The organism is Fluoribacter dumoffii NY 23 (assembly GCF_000236165.1).
In the GTDB taxonomy this organism is placed as follows: domain Bacteria; phylum Pseudomonadota; class Gammaproteobacteria; order Legionellales; family Legionellaceae; genus Legionella; species Legionella dumoffii.
The window spans coordinates 1,238,987-1,260,858 of the sequence record NZ_CM001373.1; the positions used below are offsets into that span (position 1 = coordinate 1,238,987).

The window sequence follows — 21,872 nt, forward strand, 5'->3', positions numbered from 1 at the left end:
AGCGAGACAGCATCTCCGGTGTATCGCCCCTCGTGTCGTAAGGGAGCAGAAATAACCCAAGTCTTGAGCTGTCGATTTTTTTCTACCAAAATCTACAGCAAATAACTATGACCTGCTGGATCCATTAAACGTTGGGAGCCCCTTCTCTATAACAGCAATTTGCTCTATAGGGATACACGGTATAATTTCGCTATACTGAATCCGTTAAAAAGCTTAAAATTTGTTTCACTATTGTACTACTGCCCTACCCACCTTTGGATTTTCACCATGAGCAATTTTTTAGACCTATCCCTTCTTAAAAAAAACCGAGACTTCAGATTACTCTATTTTGGGCAATTTATTTCCTTTATTGGCACTATGATCAGCAGTGTCGCATTACCCTATCAAATTTATCAAATGACGCAGTCAACGTACATGGTTGGCTTATTGAGTTTAGTTCAATTGTTACCTCTATTAGTTACGGCATTAATTGGCGGGGTTTTCGCTGACCGATATAATCGCCGGGGATTACTGATCATCAGTGAACTACTCCTTGCTGGGGGCTGTTGTCTTCTTGCACTGAACTCATATCATAGCGCTCCCTCTCTCACCCTCATTTTTATTATTTCAGCTGCCATGTCTGGAATAACCGGATTACACCGCCCTGCTTTTGACAGCGTTACACAGCAAATTGTGAATCCTCATGACTATAAAAGTGTGGGGGCGCTTGCCACATTTAAATTCAGCTTTTGCATGATCATTGCCCCTGCCATTTCTGGTCTTATCATTGCTCAATACGGCATTGTTATCACTTATTTACTTGATTTACTAACCTTTGCTATGTCCTTGGTCACTTTAATTAAACTTCACAACATTCCAAAGCCCGAAGTAAAAGAACACCCTTCCATTTTGTCTTCATTAAAACAGGGAGTTTCCTTTGCATACAATCGACAAGAGTTAATGGGAAGTTATATGGTTGATTTTATTGCAATGGTATTTGCATGGCCTAACTCGTTACTTCCTGCTGTGGCCCAATCTTTTGGTGGCGCAAAAACATTAGGATTACTTTATTCCGCACCCGCAGTGGGAGCGCTATTTATTTCGTTTTTCAGCGGCTGGACAGCAAAGATCAACCATGATGGCAAGGCAATTGCCATTGCTGCGGCTTTATGGGGAGCAACAATCATTGGATTTGGTTTATCAAGCTCGCTTTGGCTAGTCCTGTTTTTCTTAGCACTTGCTGGCGCTTTTGATGCCATTAGCGGAATATTTCGAACTACCTTATGGAACAATACTATTCCAACTGAATATCGAGGCAGATTAGCGGGTATTGAAATGATCAGTTATCTAAGCGGACCCAAATTAGGTGATACACGTGCAGGATTTATTGCATCCACTTTTAGCATTTCCGCTTCTTTAATTTCCGGCGGGATTTTATGCATTGTTGGAGTAACAGTCAGTTGTCTCATCTTTCCAAAGTTTTGGCATTACCGATCACATCTGAAAAATCCGGAACCGGAGTAATATCTGGTAATTTGACATTCTTGCCTGCACTCGGAATTACTCTGCACTAATCCAGTTCACAGCATCCCCACCCTTTCGAATGACCAAACCTATGCTCCCTTCATATAGTGCGGCATGGGTGGGTCAAATCAAATTTTGGATTGTATTCTTTTGTTTTCACATCAAAGAATGACAACAGGGTTGAAAATAGATAATCATGGGATATGGGAGAGGATTGTTTGTCACGCAAACAGGTTTCCTTAAGCGTCAATTGTTTGGATAATCCCTGTGATAACCATACGATCATGGGAACTTTCGTCTGCTCATCGGGGGCCATAAAATAGGGGAGCCCATGCAGGAATAAATTACGTTCTCCGAGTGACTCGCCATGGTCTGATACATAAATTAAACCTGTATCGTGGGATTTAATGTTCTCCAATACATCAATGGCATGAGCCAATATCGAATCAGTATATAAAATGGCATTGTCATAAGTATTCACAAGGGCTTTTTGAGAACAAGTGGACAGATCAGAGGTATCACACGTGGGTGTCCAATATTTAAATTGTTTTGGGTAACGCTCAAAATAAGCCGGTCCATGATTACCAAGCATATGTAAAACAATGAGCTGGTCCTCTTTTTTACTGATAATTTGGTCCTGGAGTTGATGCAAAAGAACTTCATCAAAACAGCGGCCATTTTTACATAAGGCCTCTACGTTTAGTTTTTCAAAGGGTAACCCTTCGCACACCCCTTTACAACCTGATTGATTATCACGCCATGTTACCGCAATTTTGGCACGATCCAATAAATGGAGCAGCGATTCGCTTTGGTTAATCTTTTTATTATTATAATTATGAATTCCATAGGGGGAAAACATACAGGGTAATGAAACCGCCGTTGTAGTACCGCAACTCGTAACTTGACTGAAATTAATTACCTTGTGTTTGGCAAGCTCAGGAGTTGTTTGTCGATGATAGCCATTTAGCCCCCAATTAAAGGCACGGACTGTTTCACCCACAACCAAAATAATTACACGAGGTTTACTGTGTTGTGGCCTGGGAAGCTGATGCGCATCGGTGCCAATTTTGATTTTTGTTTTATCTACCTTGGCCTGCTGTGCTCTCCAGTATGCTTTCGTAGAAGAGGAAATCATATTTAAGGGTGTGATTAGATAGATAATTTGTTTTTTTTCCCGAAGTGTGGGCCCTAATTCATGAAATACTGCCCATGTTCCTCCAAATAACATGCATAATGACAATAAGATTGTACCCAATCGTCCTGCCCAGTATGAAGCAAGCCCTCTTTTATTGATTTTAATAAACCAAATGAAAAAAGACGGAAGTACACCTAAAAATAAAAAATAAGGAAGAATTCGCCACTGTAGGAACTCGACGCTTTCATGATAATCAGTACTCACCACATTGATAATCATGGTGGGGTCAATGTACACATGAAAGGAACTCATAAAGTAGACAGCAAGAGAAGTAATCAGTAACAAACTGATAGTTAACCACTTAAAAGTCCAACGATTAACTACTAAAAGAAGTAAAAACCAATGCAAACCGGTTATTGCAGTAGCTGTGCAAAAAATAATAAACCAGGTATGGGGGCTCGTTAACTCTTTACCCTGAAGTAATTCATTCCAGAAAGAATAATTACAGGCGAGGGTAAAATAAAGACTGCATACAAAGGTGATCAGTTCACTAGAACAATAACTTATACGGTTGATTTTAAATTTAATAGCTTTCTCCTGCAAAAAACGGGCATAGTTTACAAATTTTTTTTCGAAATGGGTAGGGATAAGCTGCTTAGATTTTAAATGCTCGCCACAGCGAGCACTTGGAGATTTAAATTTTGCTCAACTTCCGAAGAAAAAATGGAAGAAATGGGGAGAGAATCAGGTCTTCTTTTCTGGAAATCCGTTCATCATTAATTCTTCGGATCTTAATTAAGTAGGATAATTTAACCAAACAGGCATCACTTTATTCAAGTACACCATAAACTTCCATAAGCCAACCTGAGATTCGGAGTTACCATAAATATCTGTTTTAGTTTCTGGATAAGCAATACCTAAGCCAAATAATCCTGGACCTATGATACCCACATGGGGGTTATGGCGCGCATTTTCATAGTCCCCTATGACAATACTCTTACGTTGTTCAAATCCCACTGCATAAATTACATGGTCGCACTCGGGTAAAAAACGGGCAATATTCGCCTCGCTCACATTACAACGAAACAGGTTTGGAGGTAAGACACCATCGATATGTTCGCGAGCCCAGGCCGCACTCTGTCCTTTTAGACCTGTATTATCAAAAAGTATCCAATCGTCCATTTCAACTGCATAACAACAAGGTGAACGATAAAAATTAATAATTTTTTTAACATTCAAGTCTACAAGATGTTTTAAAATTATAATGGCAGAATGGGAAGAGCCGAATACACCATAAGTCTCATCTCGCTTAATAACAGATGCCAGTTTCTCCTTATCAATTGCTGTATCAAAAGGAATGACATTGACACCAGGATAATTGAGTGTCGATGGTAAAGCCCCTGTAGCCAAGATTACATTTTTTGCCAAATAAGTTTTTGAGTCAGAACTCAAAGTCCATTGCCTTTTGGATAAAAACATATTACGAATAGTGGTTTTTACCGAGTGGATTTTTTGTAAGAGACAGTCAGTAATCCACTGTAAAGGTTCAACCATGTAGCTTAAGGTGCAGGTTTCATTAACAGGTAAATGATTTAACGGGAAATCAACAGGCGCCTCCTGATAATGAAAAGAACGCACATCCAATAAAAAATCTTTAAAGAATTTTACCTTTGTATTACTTGAGACATTCGACCAGTAATGTCCAAAATCTCCAACTTTGAAAGAAGGATCAAACCATAAAATATCTTCAGCCAAAATACCGTGATCCAATAATTTACCGACTGCCGCGATTCCAGCAGGCCCCGCTCCGATGACGGCCCATTGATGTAATTTTCTATTCATAATCTTATTTTTCATTCCCAAGTATTAACCGAAAAGCACATGACAGAACTGCAATCTTTATTGTTGTCCCAGAGAACATCATAATACATCAGCTACCCCAATATACATATCGGTATTATCATTCAGGTTATCATCATATAATATACTTTCTGGTTTCACATTATTCCTATATCCAGTATTGGGGTTATATCCGGTATGTGCAGAAAGCACTCCGTAATTGCCTCCCTCTCCAGGCCCCTTAAAAACAAAAAGAGACAAAAATATCAAACATAAAATAAAAATAATACCTGTGGCGTTTACTTTCATTCTATTTCCTTAACGATGAACGGCCGAGTTCAATAAAGTATAGTACCCAGAGGGAATTTATAAAATTAAGTGGCTAGTGCCGTTTCATCTCCCCCTACGAACCGTGTCGGGTCCTCCCAAGTACATAGTCAAATTAGAAATTGAAGTATTTTATTCATTGACTAATCAGAACGGCTCTTATAGCAAGAAAAAATGAGTTTACAACGTTTTGATTCATGTTCAATGGCTGTTGAGGAATTTGGATGTATCCGCAACTCCGGGAAAGCTTCATATGAATAAGCAGAAATTTTCAGGGGGTTTCCAATCATAATAGAAGTATCAACCGGCTAAAATATATATCTATTTAATTGAATATAAATTGGGATTTGCAAAGCTAGAAAAATAATTCATGAATAGTATTGTCTACTATATACTCTTGGCAATTATTCTGATTTATCGATCAATGTTGATAAAATTATTGTTACATTATTCGTTAAGCATTGGGCTGGCAATCTGTTTTACTGGAAAAGCAACTTCTACAAACGATGCAAGTACCGTCCATGGTGCTTATTTATTCGGAGAGCTCGCCACTCATGAAACACTAACCAAGAACCACTTTTACATACAACTCAACCAAGAGGCATCTTCTTCAACTTCAGGAGCGAATCGTAAATCCTCGGGATAATAATTGCTTAAGTAGGTTACGCCGTCTTCAATTTCTCTAAGTTGCTTATCACCTAAAAAGCGAGCATCCACATAAATACTATAAGCTGCAATTGTCGCTATCAGTGCCGACAAAATGGTCATTCCTACTGCTAAAAGAGCCATACCCAATGGACCTGTAAATACAGCTGCCCCAAATAAAGCAACGCCTAAAACTCCCGTTGTAGCAACAATTGAATTCGTGAAGATGTTACAACCCGAGAAAAACTTATCGACTTTTTTAGATTCCCCTACCTCGTCTTTTAAAAGTAAAAATCGATTGTTTAATTCATTTCTGTATAAGGCAGGGTTAAAGCTCTTTTCGGAAATCGCTTTTTCCATTACAAATGAAAGATATTGATAAAATGAATCAATTTGACTTGGTTGCATAAGCCCTTTTAATTCACTTAGGCTTGAGGTGATTTTTGAAGCATGACTCTTTAATCTCAATAAAGCTTTAAACTTATCTCTATCCCACCCCAACGTGTCACTCGATGAAAGCTTTTTACTAATGTTTTTTTCATAAGGAGCAGTAAAAAAACTTGGAAAATATAATTTGGTAAACATAGTTGCTCGACATGCTGATTATTTTGTCAGGATTATAAATTTTTGATATTTTTTTGCAAGTAGTCGGTCTAAGGATTCGGAACTTGCGCTGTGACTTAAAAAACCTTCGGATATTAGATAAAATGAACAAATATTTTAACTCAAGCAAATTTATTCAGTAGGCTAAACAACAGAGCTTCTTTCAGCCAGGCAAACTAGACAAAAATTCACACTGCTTTGGCTTTGAGATAACAAGTGCTGAAGGATACACCTGTTAGATCGCACCAGAATTTATCACCTGCTGTAGACCATATTTATTAAGCAAGCATGGCGACGATGAAAACTCATCCAATGATTTGATTAATGCATGCAAACTCCAATTACTCTCAATTGGGTGCTGGGCATTACATCCCAGCCAATTGGGTCAGCTCCATACCTCATTATTAAGAGTATCGAATTGAGGTGAACGAGCTCATACCAAATACACTACGTGCCAATTCCTCATCGGTCATACTTAAATCTTCGCTTGGATTATCAACTTTTGCTTCAGATAGTTCCAGTGACCGGGTAGATGTGGTGTTGCTTATATCTTGATCAACTTTGGCGACTTGTGATTCAAATAATGCGAGCATTTTTCTGGAATTCACATCATATGGGTTATTATCGTTTTTAACTTCATAATCAAATGCTTTATGATTGGGATTAAGTTCAATAATTTTTTTGACTATAGCTATGGAATAATGCTCAGGATCAGCCCCATGCTTAATTAGTGAACCAATTAGTCTGGAGTCACCACCACGCAATAATAAATAAGCTACAGGATTAAGCGCGCAATAAATCGGTATACCAGAATAGGTTTTCACATAACAGGTACTATTGAAATCAAGACGATACTTTTTTAGTAGTGTTAGGATACCTAGTGTATTTGGGTGTGCATAACTTTGGTGTAGGGCTGCAAATATAGGTGACCAACCTTTCAATGACGTAATGAATAATCCTAAGCCCCTTGAGCGATTCAACGTTTGCTTTATTGTATCCGTATTTCCTGAAAGCAGTAATTTTTGAAGCCTGCCATAATCTCTGGAACAACGTATATGGTCTTTTATGAGTTTTGCTGCTGCATTAAACTGTTGAGATTGTGCAAAACAAAGAGGTGTTCTATTTTGAAAGCAAGTATTTTGAGTAGTAGCCCCATTCTTAAGAAGACATTCAAGGACAGACACCGCTTCCCTAGAGTTACGGTTAGAATTTGACAGTTGATTATTTATTGCGCGATGCAATGGTAGTTTTTTCATATTATGATCCGGTTTATCCGGATTTGCACCCATATCAATCAGTCTTTGGATTAGGCCTATATCTTTGCCATACTCGCAAGCCAAACCAAGAATGGTATACCCATTGTGATCAAAAGCGTTAGCAGCCATATGGACTAATTTAGGAGAAAATTTTTCTGGCTGAAATGACATAAGCAGCTCTGGCCAATTGGCTTTATCCTTGTGAGGGAAAAAATACATAATTTCAGTTAATTGTTCGAGCTGTTCCTTTGAAAGCTGCTCGTGAGTGTCGATGTAATTTTTTGAATTATTGAAATAATAACGCTTCATGGTAAGTCCCTGTGCTCGTTTTTATAAGTTTGCGGTCATTATATACATTTGAGTTAAAAAAATAAGTGGCTTTAGTTTTTTTCAAAACCTGAGTTTAAGGAAGGTCTTATCAACTCAGAAGGAGACCTGCTGCGGACTCTAATTAAGGGAGCTATCATTTTGCAAGCTCACTCGATTGCAGCCTAATCAACCACTACAAAAAAATTAATACGAGTGATGGTTTGTGTAGATAGTATGTAGTTCGATTTTGGATTGTTTTCCATCTAAAGAGCTTCTTCAAGCATTGTCACAATTGCGATCTTCATTCTTCCTTTCCAGCCAGCTTATTGATGGAATAAGCGTGGGGACAGATCATAGGCATTCGCTCACTCATCATCTTAGCTCCCCCATAGTTACTGATTTGATATGAGTACTCTTTTCTATCTATAAAAAAGAGTACTCATATCATTCACATCTTGACCAACGCTTGTGGTTACAAATCAAAGCGATCGGCGTTCATTACCTTCACCCAGGCAGCAACAAAATCCCGCAGAAATTTTTCTTTGTTATCATCCTGAGCATATACTTCAGCGTAGGCGCGAAGAATCGAATTAGAGCCGAAAACAAGATCTAGCCGGGTAGCAGTCCACTTAAGATTACCCGTTTTACGGTCCCGAATTTCGTACAAATTAGTACCTATTGGATACCATATATTTGCCATATCAGTAAGATTTACAAAAAAGTCATTGGTTAGCGCGCCTTCGTGATTGGTAAAAACACCATGTTTGGTACCGCCGTAATTTGTACCTAACATGCGCATGCCTCCAACGAGAACTGTCATCTCTGGAGCTGTGAGTCCCATCAGTTGCGTGCGTTCGAGCATGAGTTCTTCTGCACTGACAGCGTAGTCATTCTTAAGCCAGTTCCGATAACCATCATAAAGCGGTTCTAGCACAGCAAATGAGGCCGCATCAGTCATCTCATCCGTTGCATCACCTCGTCCGGGAGCAAAGGGAACCGTAATATCAAAACCAGCTGCTTTAGCCGCTTTTTCGATACCAACATTACCTGCAAGTACAATCACATCAGCCACACTAACAACGGATTCTGTGGCAATCTCTTCGAGTACTTTCAGTACTTTTCCAAGTCGTTGCGGCTCATTACCTTCCCAGTCTTTTTGTGGCGTCAATCGGATCCGAGCTCCATTTGCTCCTCCGCGCATATCGGAACCGCGGAAGGTACGGGCACTATCCCAGGCAGTTGTAACCATTTCACTGATACTGAGTGAACTATTCTCTATCTTCTTTTTGATAGCATCTACATCATAATCTTTTTTACCAGCAGGCACGGGATCTTGCCAAAGCAAATCTTCTTTTGGAACATCAGGACCAATGTAGCGTGACTTTGGTCCCATATCACGATGGGTGAGTTTGAACCAGGCTCGAGCAAACACTTCTGAAAAATACTCAGGATCTTTGTAAAAGCGCTCAGCAATCTTGCGATATATGGGATCCATTTTAATAGCCATATCGGCATCGGTCATGATTGGATTGTACCGAATGGATGGGTCCTCAACATCGACCGGTTTATCTTCTTCCTTGATATTAATCGGCTCCCATTGATGAGCGCCTGCGGGACTCTTCTTCTGTTCCCATTCATAATTAAGAAGCAAATGAAAATATCCATTGTCCCACTTCGTTGGGTGGGATGTCCATGCGCCTTCAATACCGCTTGATACGGTATTACGACCAATGCCTCTGGTGGTTTTGTTAATCCAACCAAGCCCCTGATCCTCAATAGGTGCTGCCTCAGGAGCAGGTCCCAAAAGCTTTACATCACCATTACCATGACATTTGCCAACGGTATGACCTCCAGCTGTAAGGGCGACAGTTTCTTCATCATTCATTGCCATCCGTCTGAAGGTCACACGTACGTCCTGAGCTGTTCGAAGAGGGTCAGGATGTCCCTCCACCCCCTCCGGATTGACATAAATTAATCCCATTTGTACGGCTGCTAGCGGATTTTCCAGAGATTCGCGGTTTGTGTCACTGTAACGCGAAGCGCCTAACCACTCTTTTTCAGAACCCCAGTAAACGTCTTTTTCAGGATGCCAAATATCTTCACGTCCAAAGGCAAAACCAAAAGTTTTAAGTCCCATAGACTCATAAGCGATGGTACCTGCTAAAGCGATCAAATCAGCCCAGCTGAGCTTGTTACCATACTTTTTCTTGATAGGCCATAATAAGCGGCGAGCCTTGTCCAAGTTCACATTATCAGGCCAAGAATTTAGAGGTGCAAATCGCTGGTTACCTGTTCCTGCACCGCCACGTCCATCGGCCATGCGATAGGAACCTGCTGCATGCCAGGACAGGCGAATCATCAAACCACCATAGTGTCCCCAATCAGCAGGCCACCATTCTTGACTGTCAGTCATTAAAAGGTGCAAATCTTTTTTTAGTGCTGCAAAGTCGAGCTTCTTTACTTCTTCACGATAATTGAAGTTCAACCCCATTGGGTTCGTTTTGGCATCATGCTGATGCAATATATCGAAGTTTAAGTTATTGGGCCACCACTCTGTATTCGCTCTCTTTGAGGGAGTAATACCACCATGCATTACCGGACATTTACCCATTGTATCATTCCCATCCATAACCTTCTTCCATAATATCTTGTTAAAATTTAACTATAATTCAAGAAAATAGACTAAGCAATCAACACTGCGATCATCTAATATCTTTAAAAAACTAAAGTACATAGTAATGGCTAAGAAATAATTTATTGCAGCATCAAATCGCATCAATAGAACTTGGGAACACCAAAATACAGTCATGCCCAAAATATAATGTATATGTCTACCACGAAGCATGAATTATAGATTGAGGCAGTTCGATGTGAAATACATTTCAAAAATTGGCCAAGACCATGAGCAACAAATTGTATCTAAGACTTGAAGAGAACTCTATGAAGAAATTTACTAATGAACAGAGTTGATAGATATCACGTAAAAGCCGCAGTATGCAGACTGAACAAACTCTAATCGAACGAGGAATCAAGACTCATCACATCATTACTGAAATGGTGATTCAATGACATACATAATCAGTTATGTTAAGATTACCTCCATTCAAAGACATGGTTAGATGCAGCCTTTATTTAGCCTACACTTATATATATTGAAACAAAATCAAATAACATTTTTGGATTCACCTTATGGCAGTTACTATAAAAACCCCTGATGAAATTGAAAAAATGCGTGTTGCTGGCAAGCTTGCCGCAGAAGTTTTGGAGATGATAGGACCTCATGTACAAGAAGGTATCACTACTGATGAACTCAATACCATTTGTCATGACTATATTGTGAATACCCAGAAAGCCATTCCTGCTCCTTTAAATTACAACGGCTTCCCGAAGTCTATATGCACCTCGGTAAACCATGTGGTATGTCACGGTATCCCAGGAAAAAAAGTTTTGAAAGACGGTGATATTATTAACATCGACATTACCGTAATCAAAAACGAATATCACGGTGATACAAGCAAAATGTTCATGATTGGCACCCCTTCAGTGAAAGCAAAACACGTAGTCCAGGTAGCACATGAATGTTTATTTATAGGAATCGACATGGTCAAGCCTGGAGTCCATTTAGGTGATATAGGTTATGCCATCCAGCAACATGCAGAAAAAAATCGTTGCTCTGTTGTTCGCGATTATTGTGGTCATGGTATAGGACGTATTTTTCATGAAGATCCCCAGGTGCTGCATTATGGGATTCCTGGTACCGGGATGAAGCTTGAACCCGGTATGACGTTTACCATAGAGCCGATGATTAATGTGGGTAAACACCACACCCGCTTATTACCTGATCATTGGACCGTGGTAACAAAAGATCACAGCCTTTCAGCCCAATGGGAACATACCTTATTGGTTACCGATAATGGTGTAGAAATTCTGACTCTGCGCAATGAAGAACGACAATAAACATTCAAAATCTCATCCCTTTACACTGATGCAAAATTCAGAAAATAAAGGGATGACATTTGAATTACAACACCTTAAAAATAATCTGAAACAATTTAAAGAAAAACTGCGCGAAGAATTTAATTATAAAACCAATATCACCACAATCATCCGTAAATTAGTAACTTTTATCGATGAATTAGTCATCAGTCTCTTCATCAAAAATCAATTGGACCATGAGGTTTTTTGTCTGCTCGCACTTGGGAGTTATGGCCGTCGGGAGCTACAGCTTTATTCCGATGTCGACATCTTGTTATTACATACCGATAACGTTTCTAAAACACAATTGCTGTGTGCGCAAAAATTTATCCAGGATTGTTGGGATGTAGGCCTTGATTTAAGTCATCAAATTACCAGCGTTTCTTCCTGCGCAGAACTCGCAAGCCAGGATGTAACGGTTGTTTCCAGCCTTATGGATATGTTTTTACTATGCGGTCGAGGCGCATTAATGGAAGAATTGATTTATCAAATCCATCCTTTGCATATGTGGACCAGCCAGGATTATTTCTTGGCCAAGCTCCAGGAGCAAAAAAAGCGTGACGCCAAATATGGAGAAACAGCTTATAACCTTGAACCGAATGTCAAATATGGCCCTGGTGGGCTGCGTGATTTACAAATATTACTCAGCATTGGCAAGCGCCATTTCAACATAAAAAAATTAGCTGATGGCATAGGCTATGGATTCATTACAGATAAAGAGTATGAGAAGCTTACCTACTGTCAGCATTTTCTATGGCGAGTTCGGTTTGCCTTGCATGTATTGGCTGAAAAAGCCGAAGAACGCCTGTCTTTTGATTATCAAATAAAATTAGCCCAATTTTTTGGCTACCGGGACAAACCCCATTCATTAGCCATAGAGCAATTTATGAAGGATTATTTTAAAGTAATTAATCGAAATAGAGAGCTCAATGAGATGCTACTGCAATGGTTTGATGAAATTATCGCGCACTCGCCAAAACAAAAATTGTTCCATTTGGACAATGAATTTCAATTGTCGAATAATTACATTGAAGTAAGAAATACCCGCATATTCATCCAGCAACCGCAAGCACTTCTCAAATTGTTTCTCTGGATTGCCAAACGACCTGATATTGAAGGAGTCAGGGCAAATACTATCCGATTAATCAGGGAGTCACTCTATCTGATAAATAAACGTTTTAAAGCCTCATCTGAAACAACTGAATTGTTTATGAATATTCTTAAAACTGCACATGGCCCTTATAGAGCCTTGCATCGAATGAGCAGATATGGGGTATTAGCCCATTACCTGGAATGTTTCGCCATGGTCACCGGTCAAATGCAATACGATTTATTTCATGTATATACAGTTGATCAGCACACCTTATTTGTTATCCGCAACCTGTCGCGTTTTAGAGAAAAAAAATATGCAGAGCAATTTCCTCTCTGCGTCCAAATCATGTCCACCCTAAACAAACCTGAACTGCTCTACCTAAGCGCATTATTTCATGATATTGCCAAAGGAAGAGGTGGTGATCATTCAGAACTAGGTGCAATTGAAGCCTCATGTTTTGCACAAAACCACAAGCTTGAAAAGGAAGATAGTGATTTACTAGTTTGGCTGGTACGCAATCATCTCATTATGTCACAAACAGCACAAAGACAGGATATTTATGATCCCAATACCATAAAGAATTTTTGCCAACTCTTACCACATCCCCGCTACCTGGATTATCTCTATTTACTGACCGTTGCAGACATTTGTGGAACAAACCCTACCCTATGGAATTCATGGAAAGACTCGCTGCTAAAAGAGTTGTATCGCGCAGCAAAACATATGTTACACCGAGAACAAGAGTTAATGGATGAAAATGCCCTCATTAAAGCACGCAAGGAGTATGCTTTATCCATATTAAGTTCTGAAGGTTTCGCACCAAAAACGGTTGAAGATTTATGGGAACAATTCAAAGACCGCTATTTTTTACATGAATCCCCCGAAGTCATCGCACGGCATACAAAAGCAATTCTTGCTTGCACCAAATTCCCTTTAGTCATGATTATGCCCCACCACAGTCAAGGTGGAACCGAAGTTTTTATTTATATGCCTCATCGGGATGACCGATTTGCTATTGCCACTACTGTTTTAAGTAATCACAACGTCACCATTCAAGAAGCGATGATTCTTACCTGTGATAATCAGTATGATTTAGACACCTATATTATTTTAGATGAGCAGAATCAGGCTTTTTTTGATAATCAGCGTTCGCATGATATTCAACAGGCTTTATGCACCCACTTAGCAAAAGCGAATCAATTACCCGTTGTTGTTCGCAAAAGACTCTCGCGTGCCTTGGCGCATTTTACCGTCAAAACTCAAATTCATTACTATGATGAGCTCTCATATAATCAAACTCGTTTGTTTCTCGTCACTGGAGACAGGCCAGGGTTACTTGCAACAATAGGCAGAGTATTTTCTACATTAAATATTCACTTGCATAATGCAAAAATTGTAACGGCCGGAGAACGTGCAGAGGATACTTTTTATATTACCAATCAAAAAAATCAATCATTAAATAATGATGAAAAAGAAGTTTTAAAACAAAAACTCATTCAAGAACTCCTTATCACTTCAAAGTAATAATACTATCGGTACACTCCGTCTATCCTTGGGGTACTTCGAATGAAAGCCATCAAGTATCTACTTTACTGAATAATCTATAGAGAATTATCAATCTAACGCCTTCAATACATTGGAATAATGTTCTACAAACTTACATATAAAATACACCGCACCCATGCTTATAAATTTTATCAATAGTGTAAAGAATGTGTTAAATGCAATTTAAACAATCAAACTTAACATTTAGTTAAGCTTTTTCTATTAAAATTACTCCCTATGAATTCGAAGTTGCTCTATAAATTGGTGAATTATGCAGGAAAAAATCGACGGAATTAATCTTAAACAAGTGAATTATCTTATTTCACATATAGAAAAAAATTTAAAAAAAGATAATAAAACCGTTAATGAACATCTGTTTTATATCAAATCCTTATTAAAACAAAGTATCCCTTTAGATGGTGACGAAATTAATATTGCTAAAATTTATGAGGCCATTCATTACATTGAAACGATGAGGATTAAAGTGACACATTCCATATTTTTTGAAAATGTGGTCACAATGGCAGACTTGATGCAAAAAAGAGGAGAGATCCTCCTTCCCGCATATGAAAGAAAGGAAAAACCAATCAACTTAATGCATCAAATTGACCCTGTTCCAGCAAATGCTGAAAATCAATTTGGCTCGCTCCATAACGTTTTAGTTGCATTAATTTTACCTCATTATCAATTTTTGAATGAAGAAAAGCTAAGAACAACAACCAAAAAACCTTCAATTGCCTGGAGTTATGACTATCCACTTGATGACAGCAATGAAATAATGAATCAAGCGATTGGAGAATGGCAAGCAAATTACATTAAAAGGAATTCTGATGCAACGAAAGCTTATAGAGACTTCACAAGAAATACCAGCATCAGAGGTCTCACTGCAACAACCAATAAAGAGGTAGAAGATTTATTGGATTATTTGATTGCCGGAAGCGATTATCCCCGAACATGCGGAAATACTGTAAGAGAATGGTTACAAGCAAATGGCGGACAAGATATAAATCGTTTTTTAGATGCATTAATGCTAAGTGGCGAATTCACCCCGCAAAAAAACGCATCTCTACTTAATACTAAAGGTATTGAGCAAGGGTGGTGCATTGAAAATGGAAAAGTTGTTTTCTTATATTCGGCAATTGTTTACTCCCTCAACATGGAGGGTGAGATAATGATCAATGATGGCAAAGGCAAATTAACTGCTACCCTGTATCCTGAGCATATAAAAGACTATGAAACGGGTAACTATAGGGTATCGCCTATCATGGAGGTTAAAGCCAAAATTGAATTGAACGTCGTTGAGAATGAAGTAATTCCATCAATTACCCAATTAAATGTCACAAGTTTTAGTCCTGATTTAGCAAAACCTGAACCAAAAGCATTGAATAATACAAACACAATGGTATAAAATTTATTTCTAAGCTTTTAAAATATGGACATTTCATGAAAGATTTGCCCTGCGAATTAAACGTTCATATATTGAAATTTCTAGACATCAAATCATTAGTGCAGATAAGTTTTGTGTCACATTTTTATAAAAACCTGTCTAATGATCGTTTAAAATGGATTAAACTTTGTCTTACTGATCCCCTATGTCAACCTTTAGTACAATCTGCAATGTTAAAAGAAGATCTTTTGAATTTCAAAATTGATGCAAAATCTTTATATCAAAGTCTCCAGGTCAATGACGTGAACAAAATTCAAGAACTCTTATTTTCCAAGGGTATAAGAGAATTTGCTTTATATGCTCCTTTTTACGAAAGGAATGTCCCTCAATTTTTTCCTCGTGCAGGAGATGATAAGCGAAACCTGTACCTCACTGAAGAGGCAGCAAAAAAAAACACGCTGAATGCGTCAAAGGTTAAACACTGGCTAAAAGTAAAAATCGCCGTTGAAAAAGATAAATTTGAAGTTCTATATAATAATCAAAAATTACAATCTCAGCAGGCCGCCTCACCTATGCCAATTATTGTGTAGTAAATAATACTACTATACTCTTACTCGCTACTTCTTTTCTTTCCAAACCTTGTATTGCTTTGTCGATAAGTGCACATCTATTTATCGACACGTTTGAAAAAAATCAGTGAGTAAAAGGGAACATTCAGCTTGCATTATGCCTTCATCAATTTGAACTTTATGATTCAAAGGATAACCCTGTAATAAATTGTAAACCGATCCTGCAGCTCCTGCTTTAAAATCCCGGGTTGCAAAAACCAGCCGTTTAATCCGCGCATGCACAATCAGTCCTGCACACATGGCACAAGGCTCAAGAGTAACATAAAGTGTCGTATCTAATAATCGATGATTTTGTAAGAGTTGCGATGCATCTCTGATGGCACAAACCTCTGCATGGTCTGATGGGTCGTGACTGCTTTGGATGGAATTTCGCCCTGAACTTAATAACTGATTGTCTTTGCTCACTAATACCGCACCAACAGGAACTTCACCCTCAGCTTGGGCGAAAACTGCTTGCTCGTAAGCTTTTTGCATCCAAAAGCGATCGTTCATTAGTAATTAAATAAAATAAATTCTTTAATATGTAACTAGGTGTAGCATCATAACAAAGGTAAAAAAACTTGTCGTTCCCGCGAGGGCGGGAACCTGTTTCTTGCGATGCACGTTCACTTTCGTAACAAGCGCACGAAAGGTTTTTTCTCACCCAGGAAAATTATTCCCACTCAATAGTAGCTGGGGGTTTACCTGAAATATCATAGGTTACACGAGATACCCCATTTACCTCATTGATTATTCTATTGGATACATTACCTAGGAAATCCCACGGTAATTGTGACCAATGTGCTGTCATAAAGTCGACCGTCTCTACAGCACGAAGGCAAATCACATAATCATATTTACGTCCATCCCCCATCACCCCAACACTTTTGACGGGTAAAAATACAGCAAAAGCTTGACTGACTTTATGATAAAGATCCGCTTTCCTGAGTTCCTCAATAAAGATAGCATCAGCTTGACGTAAAATATCTGTGTATTCCTTTTTAACTTCTGCTAATATCCGCACCCCTAGTCCGGGTCCAGGGAATGGGTGACGGAAGACCATATCATGAGGCAAGCCTAACTCAAGCCCTACCTTACGAACTTCGTCCTTAAACAATTCTCTAATAGGTTCTAATAAACTCAAGTTCAATGTTTCTGGCAAACCACCCACATTATGATGGGATTTAATTACCACTGAAGCACCGTTTGTACTCGTTGCGGCGGATTCAATAACATCAGGATAAATCGTTCCCTGCGCCAGCCAGGAAACACCAGGAATTTTTAGTGCTTCTTCATCAAATACTTCAATAAAGGTACGTCCAATAATCTTTCTTTTTTCTTCAGGACAGGTAACCCCTTTCAAAGCATTAAAAAATTTATCTTCAGCATGAACTGAAATCACTTCAACACCCATGTGCTTGCCAAACATTTCCATGACCTCATTTGCTTCATTAAAACGTAACAAGCCGGTATCTACAAACACACAAACCAATTGTTTGCCAATTGCTTTATGTAATAAAGCCGCTACAACGGAAGAATCTACGCCGCCGGACAAGCCAAGCAAAACCTTCTCAGAACCGACCCGAGCTCGGATTTCATTGATTGTTTCGTCAATAATGAGTGTAGACGTCCAATTAGTCGAAGCCTTGCAAATATCAACAACAAAACGGTGTAAAATACGCATTCCTTGCAGTGTATGGGTCACCTCGGGATGAAATTGCACTCCATACATTTGTCGGTTTTCATCAGCCATTCCGGCAATCGGAGCATTTCGCGTTTCACAAATCACCTTAAAACCCAGTGGTAATTTTGTTACCTTATCGCCATGACTCATCCAGACATCCAATAAGGCATTGCCGTCAGCATTGAGTCTGTCTTCAATTTGGGAAAACAATTTACTGTGACCATGCAATTTCAACTCTGCATAGCCAAACTCTCTAATCGATGATGATTGTACTTCACCGCCTAACTGCACCGCCATGGTTTGCATTCCATAGCAAATTCCTAAAATAGGCAACCCCGCAGTAAACAGCCATTGGGGGGCTCGCGGGTTTTCATCGTGGGTTACAGTTGAGGGACCGCCAGACAAAATAACACCGCAAGGATTAAGATCTGTAAATTCTTCGTGTGTGATATTGAAGGGATGAATTTCACAATAAACACCTAATTCGCGCACTCGTCGTGCGATTAATTGTGTGTATTGAGAACCAAAGTCAAGGATTAGCAAAGGATGCTGTTTTAAATCACTCATTATTAATTATCCACCTGATAGTTTGGTGCCTGTTTTGTAATACTGACATCATGGACATGCGACTCTCTCATTCCTGCATTAGTCACTTGAACAAATTCTGCTTTAGTATGTAATTGCTCGATATTTTCACATCCTGTGTACCCCATACAAGAACGCAAACCTCCTAACAATTGATGAATAATTGTTTGCGCCGATCCTTTATAGGGAACACGTCCTTCAATTCCTTCTGGAACCAGTTTTTCAGAACCTAATGAAGCATCCTGGAAATAACGGTCGCTGGAGCCTTGTGATGAAGCCATTGCTCCAATAGAACCCATTCCACGATAACTTTTATAAGTCCTGCCTTGGTACAGTTCAATCTCCCCGGGAGACTCTTCAGTACCAGCAAACATACCGCCAAGCATTACAGTATCTGCACCGGCAGCTAATGCTTTGCATACATCACCAGAAAAACGTATTCCACCATCTGCAATGACAGGAATTTTACCGCTTAGTTCCTGTGCAACATTCGCAATGGCAGTAATTTGCGGAACGCCAACACCGGTTACAATCCGCGTCGTGCATATCGAACCCGGGCCTATGCCCACTTTCACTGCATCTGCACCTGCCGCATGTAAATCACGGGCTGCTGCTGCAGTGGCTATATTTCCCCCAATTACCTGAATTTCCGGATGATGTTTTTTAATCCATTTTACGCGGTCAAGCACCCCCTGTGAGTGTCCATGGGCAGTATCCACTACAAGAACATCCACACCTGCATCAATTAATGCTCGGATACGATCCTCGGTACCTTCACCTACTCCAACCGCGGCACCCACACGTAATTGCTCCGCAGCGTCCTTGCATGCATAAGGATTTTCTTTTGCCTTCTGAATGTCCTTAACAGTGATTAATCCACGCAATTGAAACGCATTGTTTACTACAAGCAGTTTTTCAATACGATGCTTGTGTAATAAACTGCGTACTTCTTCACGGCTGGCGCCTTCCCTAACCGTTACTAGTTGGGTTTTGGGAGTCATTACTTGTTCAACACTCAAAGACAAATTGGTTTCAAAACGTATGTCTCGACTCGTTACGATACCAACCAAGTTTTCTCCATCCACTACAGGTACGCCTGAAATACTATATTTTGACATAACATCAAGCAGTTCTTTTACTGTGATATTAGGGGTAACTGTAATGGGATCCCTGACCATACCACTTTCAAATTTTTTCACTTTTCGAACTTCTTCTGCCTGTGCCATGATCGTCATATTCTTATGAATGATGCCAATCCCACCTTCTTGTGCCAAGGCAATAGCCAAACGAGCCTCGGTTACAGTATCCATGGCCGCTGAAACAAGAGGGATGTTCAGATTAATCTCACGAGTTAATTTTGTTCTCAAAGACACATCTTTAGGAAGTATTAAAGAGTGTGCAGGAACAAGAAGTACATCGTCAAAAGTTAATGATTGCTGCACAATAGAAAGCGCCATTTTATTCTCGCCATCAGGAGTTAAATTAACCGAATAGTTTACTATAAATTGTGGACAAATTAAACAGATAATTTACAATAAACAGCATAACACCTAATTATTATAGAGCTTTTTGCAATTTCAAACATAAGCCCCCGCTCTCCCTTTTATTGAATTTCAATTCGGCACCGATATTAAAGATCAAAACAAAGGCGCGAAAGAGGATTAACTTTGCTGAATTCCTCTTTGAATGTGGAAAAAGTTTTTCCACGGATCATGGTTACCCTACTTGAATTATTCATCAATTAACGTGTACACTGTTGGTTAAATATTGTGTTGAATCAAAAAAAATAGGAAGGGTTCAGCGTTGGCTAAAATAATTGTAATTACATCTGGTAAAGGTGGGGTAGGAAAAACTACTTCTTCTGCAGCTATCTCTTCAGGCCTTGCTCTTTTGGGTCATAAAACCGTAGTGATTGATTTTGATATCGGTTTACGAAACCTGGATATAATTATGGGCTGCGAGCGTCGAGTCGTTTATGATTTTATCAATGTTATAAATGGTGAGGCAAGCCTTAATCAGGCCTTAATTAAAGACAAACGCATTGCGAACCTTTATATTCTTCCTGCCTCACAAACAAGAGACAAAGACGCGTTAACTATTGAGGGAGTTGAACGAATTCTTAATGATCTTTCCAAAGATTTTGATTTTATTATTTGTGACTCACCTGCTGGAATTGAAACCGGCGCCTTAATGGCTATGTATTTTGCTGATCATGCAATAGTTGTCACAAATCCGGAAGTTTCATCAGTTCGCGATTCTGATCGAATATTGGGAATTCTTGCAAGTAAAACCAAAAGAGCCATTGAAAATAAACCCCCAATTCAAGAGCATTTATTGTTAACACGTTACGACCCAGAGCGAGTCGAACGTGGTGATATGCTTTCCGTTAATGATGTAAAGGAAATTTTAGCGATTCCCTTAATAGGTGTTATTCCAGAATCAAAATCTGTGCTTAAAGCTTCAAATACAGGTACGCCAGTAGTTCTTGACGAAACAAGTGACGCCGGTATTGCCTATCAAGATGCAATTGCTCGTTTTCTCGGCGAAGAAAGACCAATGCGCTTTATAAGTAATGATCGTAAAGGATTGTTGCGTCGCTTATTCAGTAAAAACAAGGAGGAAGTGACGGTATGAGTATTTTCAATTACTTGCGTAGAAGAAGTGCAACAGCATCAGTTGCCAAAGAGCGTTTACAAATAATAATTTCTCATGAACGTTCTCAACGTAATACACCTGATTATTTGCCAAAACTTCAGGAAGAAATTCTTGCTGTTATTGCCAAATATGTGCATGTTACTCGTGATCAGGTTAGTGTGAATCTGGAACGCATGGGCGATAATTCAGTGCTTGAATTAAATATCACCATGCCTGATGACGTTAAAGAAAGCGCATAAAACCCTCTTCATACAACTTTATGTACAATTATATTGAGATATGAAATCTATCTCGAGGTTTTTACACCCATAATAATTATGCTAGTTCCAAAACATCCTTCCTTCTCTTTTTATGGGGGGCTAAGCACACCATCTCAACAATGTCTTTTATTTTTGTAAAATGACCCATTAAGATCTCTAAGGGATCTTAATGGGAATTTTTCTTAGGCTATCATTCCTTACTTCCAACCTTTCCTTAAATTGGATGATTTTGCAGATTACTGAGGTGCCTGCTGAGGTTGACCTATAGGTTGATTTTGCATTTCCGGAGGCGGGTTCCCGTGCTTAAAAACGGGGGGTGACTGTACAGCCGGATTTGGTTGCACAGTACCACTGGGATGTATTTTTTGTCCGGGAAAATTAGGATTAGCTGGATTACCCTCGCCAGGTTGAATATTGGGCCCAGGGTGTAGTTTATGACGAGGCCGAGTAATGGGACCAGGTT

General features: G+C 39.2%; 17 protein-coding genes. 7 read left to right on the plus strand and 10 right to left on the minus strand.

Translation table 11 applies throughout. The features are described from left to right. The first annotated feature begins 267 nt into the window (after positions 1 to 267). Positions 268 to 1,503 (plus strand): MFS transporter, encoded by a 1,236-nt coding sequence (locus KYQ_RS05670; protein WP_010653532.1) that lies wholly within the window; start codon positions 268 to 270, stop codon positions 1,501 to 1,503. A 100-nt stretch (positions 1,504 to 1,603) separates the two neighbouring features. Here the strand turns inward: KYQ_RS05670 and KYQ_RS05675 are convergent, their stop codons facing one another. From KYQ_RS05675 to katG, 6 genes are all read right to left on the minus strand, one after another. Next, positions 1,604 to 3,241: a phosphoethanolamine transferase gene (locus tag KYQ_RS05675; RefSeq protein WP_010653531.1), complete on the minus strand. Its 1,638-nt coding sequence runs from the start codon at positions 3,239 to 3,241 to the stop codon at positions 1,604 to 1,606. A 192-nt stretch (positions 3,242 to 3,433) separates the two neighbouring features. Beyond that, on the minus strand, positions 3,434 to 4,480 hold the full coding sequence (locus KYQ_RS05680; RefSeq protein ID WP_010653530.1) for an FAD-dependent oxidoreductase: 1,047 nt from the start codon (positions 4,478 to 4,480) through the stop codon (positions 3,434 to 3,436). A gap of 78 nt (positions 4,481 to 4,558) precedes the next feature. Beyond that, positions 4,559 to 4,786 (minus strand): hypothetical protein, encoded by a 228-nt coding sequence (locus KYQ_RS05685; RefSeq protein WP_010653529.1) that lies wholly within the window; start codon positions 4,784 to 4,786, stop codon positions 4,559 to 4,561. Positions 4,787 to 5,383: 597 nt separating this feature from the next. Beyond that, complete coding sequence (locus KYQ_RS05690) at positions 5,384 to 6,034, minus strand: hypothetical protein (RefSeq protein WP_010653527.1); 651 nt, start codon at positions 6,032 to 6,034, stop codon at positions 5,384 to 5,386. Positions 6,035 to 6,456: 422 nt separating this feature from the next. Beyond that, positions 6,457 to 7,617 (minus strand): ankyrin repeat domain-containing protein, encoded by a 1,161-nt coding sequence (locus KYQ_RS05700; RefSeq protein ID WP_010653526.1) that lies wholly within the window; start codon positions 7,615 to 7,617, stop codon positions 6,457 to 6,459. A gap of 472 nt (positions 7,618 to 8,089) precedes the next feature. Beyond that, complete coding sequence (katG, locus tag KYQ_RS05705) at positions 8,090 to 10,246, minus strand: catalase/peroxidase HPI (protein WP_010653525.1); 2,157 nt, start codon at positions 10,244 to 10,246, stop codon at positions 8,090 to 8,092. 560 nt (positions 10,247 to 10,806) lie between these two features. Here katG and map point away from each other — a divergent pair. The 4 genes from map (at position 10,807) to KYQ_RS05725 (ending at position 16,207) form a co-directional block, all read left to right on the plus strand. Next, complete coding sequence (map, locus tag KYQ_RS05710) at positions 10,807 to 11,574, plus strand: type I methionyl aminopeptidase (RefSeq protein WP_010653524.1); 768 nt, start codon at positions 10,807 to 10,809, stop codon at positions 11,572 to 11,574. A gap of 52 nt (positions 11,575 to 11,626) precedes the next feature. Continuing rightward, the gene (gene glnD, locus KYQ_RS05715; protein WP_029488999.1) at positions 11,627 to 14,209 is read left to right on the plus strand and encodes a [protein-PII] uridylyltransferase; all 2,583 of its coding nucleotides are present in this window, start codon (positions 11,627 to 11,629) and stop codon (positions 14,207 to 14,209) included. 292 nt (positions 14,210 to 14,501) lie between these two features. After that, positions 14,502 to 15,638 carry a hypothetical protein gene (locus KYQ_RS05720; RefSeq protein WP_010653522.1) on the plus strand — a complete coding sequence of 379 codons (1,137 nt, stop codon included), beginning with the start codon at positions 14,502 to 14,504 and terminating at the stop codon, positions 15,636 to 15,638. A gap of 35 nt (positions 15,639 to 15,673) precedes the next feature. Further along, on the plus strand, positions 15,674 to 16,207 hold the full coding sequence (locus tag KYQ_RS05725) for an F-box-like domain-containing protein (protein ID WP_010653521.1): 534 nt from the start codon (positions 15,674 to 15,676) through the stop codon (positions 16,205 to 16,207). A gap of 81 nt (positions 16,208 to 16,288) precedes the next feature. On the opposite strand, the gene tadA is transcribed toward KYQ_RS05725, so the two are convergent. The 3 genes from tadA to guaB form a co-directional block, all read right to left on the minus strand. Continuing rightward, the gene (gene tadA / locus KYQ_RS05730; RefSeq protein ID WP_010653520.1) at positions 16,289 to 16,738 is read right to left on the minus strand and encodes a tRNA adenosine(34) deaminase TadA; all 450 of its coding nucleotides are present in this window, start codon (positions 16,736 to 16,738) and stop codon (positions 16,289 to 16,291) included. A gap of 160 nt (positions 16,739 to 16,898) precedes the next feature. After that, positions 16,899 to 18,476, minus strand: coding sequence for a glutamine-hydrolyzing GMP synthase (gene guaA / locus KYQ_RS05735; RefSeq protein WP_010653519.1), 1,578 nt, complete (start codon positions 18,474 to 18,476; stop codon positions 16,899 to 16,901). A 2-nt stretch (positions 18,477 to 18,478) separates the two neighbouring features. After that, positions 18,479 to 19,951: an IMP dehydrogenase gene (guaB, locus tag KYQ_RS05740; RefSeq protein WP_010653518.1), complete on the minus strand. Its 1,473-nt coding sequence runs from the start codon at positions 19,949 to 19,951 to the stop codon at positions 18,479 to 18,481. A 346-nt stretch (positions 19,952 to 20,297) separates the two neighbouring features. On the opposite strand from guaB, the gene minD reads away from it, so the two are divergent. Both minD and minE read left to right on the plus strand, forming a co-directional pair. Continuing rightward, positions 20,298 to 21,128, plus strand: coding sequence for a septum site-determining protein MinD (gene minD / locus KYQ_RS05745; RefSeq protein WP_010653517.1), 831 nt, complete (start codon positions 20,298 to 20,300; stop codon positions 21,126 to 21,128). Further along, positions 21,125 to 21,388 (plus strand): cell division topological specificity factor MinE, encoded by a 264-nt coding sequence (gene minE / locus KYQ_RS05750; RefSeq protein ID WP_010653516.1) that lies wholly within the window; start codon positions 21,125 to 21,127, stop codon positions 21,386 to 21,388. Before minD ends, minE begins: the two co-directional genes overlap by 4 nt. 257 nt (positions 21,389 to 21,645) lie before the next feature. Here the strand turns inward: minE and KYQ_RS19465 are convergent. After that, a partial coding sequence (locus KYQ_RS19465) for a hypothetical protein (RefSeq protein WP_035748857.1) occupies positions 21,646 to 21,872 on the minus strand: 227 nt, incomplete at its 5' end.

Coding starts and splice junctions, on each gene's coding strand:
- KYQ_RS05670 (WP_010653532.1), top strand. CDS start 268: ATGAGCAATTTTTTAGACCTATCCCTTCTTAAAAAAAACCGAGACTTC.
- KYQ_RS05680 (WP_010653530.1), bottom strand. CDS start 4,480: ATGAATAGAAAATTACATCAATGGGCCGTCATCGGAGCGGGGCCTGCT.
- KYQ_RS05685 (WP_010653529.1), bottom strand. CDS start 4,786: ATGAAAGTAAACGCCACAGGTATTATTTTTATTTTATGTTTGATATTT.
- KYQ_RS05690 (WP_010653527.1), bottom strand. CDS start 6,034: ATGTTTACCAAATTATATTTTCCAAGTTTTTTTACTGCTCCTTATGAA.
- KYQ_RS05700 (WP_010653526.1), bottom strand. CDS start 7,617: ATGAAGCGTTATTATTTCAATAATTCAAAAAATTACATCGACACTCAC.
- katG (WP_010653525.1), bottom strand. CDS start 10,246: ATGGATGGGAATGATACAATGGGTAAATGTCCGGTAATGCATGGTGGT.
- map (WP_010653524.1), top strand. CDS start 10,807: ATGGCAGTTACTATAAAAACCCCTGATGAAATTGAAAAAATGCGTGTT.
- glnD (WP_029488999.1), top strand. CDS start 11,627: ATGACATTTGAATTACAACACCTTAAAAATAATCTGAAACAATTTAAA.
- KYQ_RS05720 (WP_010653522.1), top strand. CDS start 14,502: ATGCAGGAAAAAATCGACGGAATTAATCTTAAACAAGTGAATTATCTT.
- KYQ_RS05725 (WP_010653521.1), top strand. CDS start 15,674: ATGAAAGATTTGCCCTGCGAATTAAACGTTCATATATTGAAATTTCTA.
- tadA (WP_010653520.1), bottom strand. CDS start 16,738: ATGAACGATCGCTTTTGGATGCAAAAAGCTTACGAGCAAGCAGTTTTC.
- guaA (WP_010653519.1), bottom strand. CDS start 18,476: ATGAGTGATTTAAAACAGCATCCTTTGCTAATCCTTGACTTTGGTTCT.
- guaB (WP_010653518.1), bottom strand. CDS start 19,951: ATGGCGCTTTCTATTGTGCAGCAATCATTAACTTTTGACGATGTACTT.
- minE (WP_010653516.1), top strand. CDS start 21,125: ATGAGTATTTTCAATTACTTGCGTAGAAGAAGTGCAACAGCATCAGTT.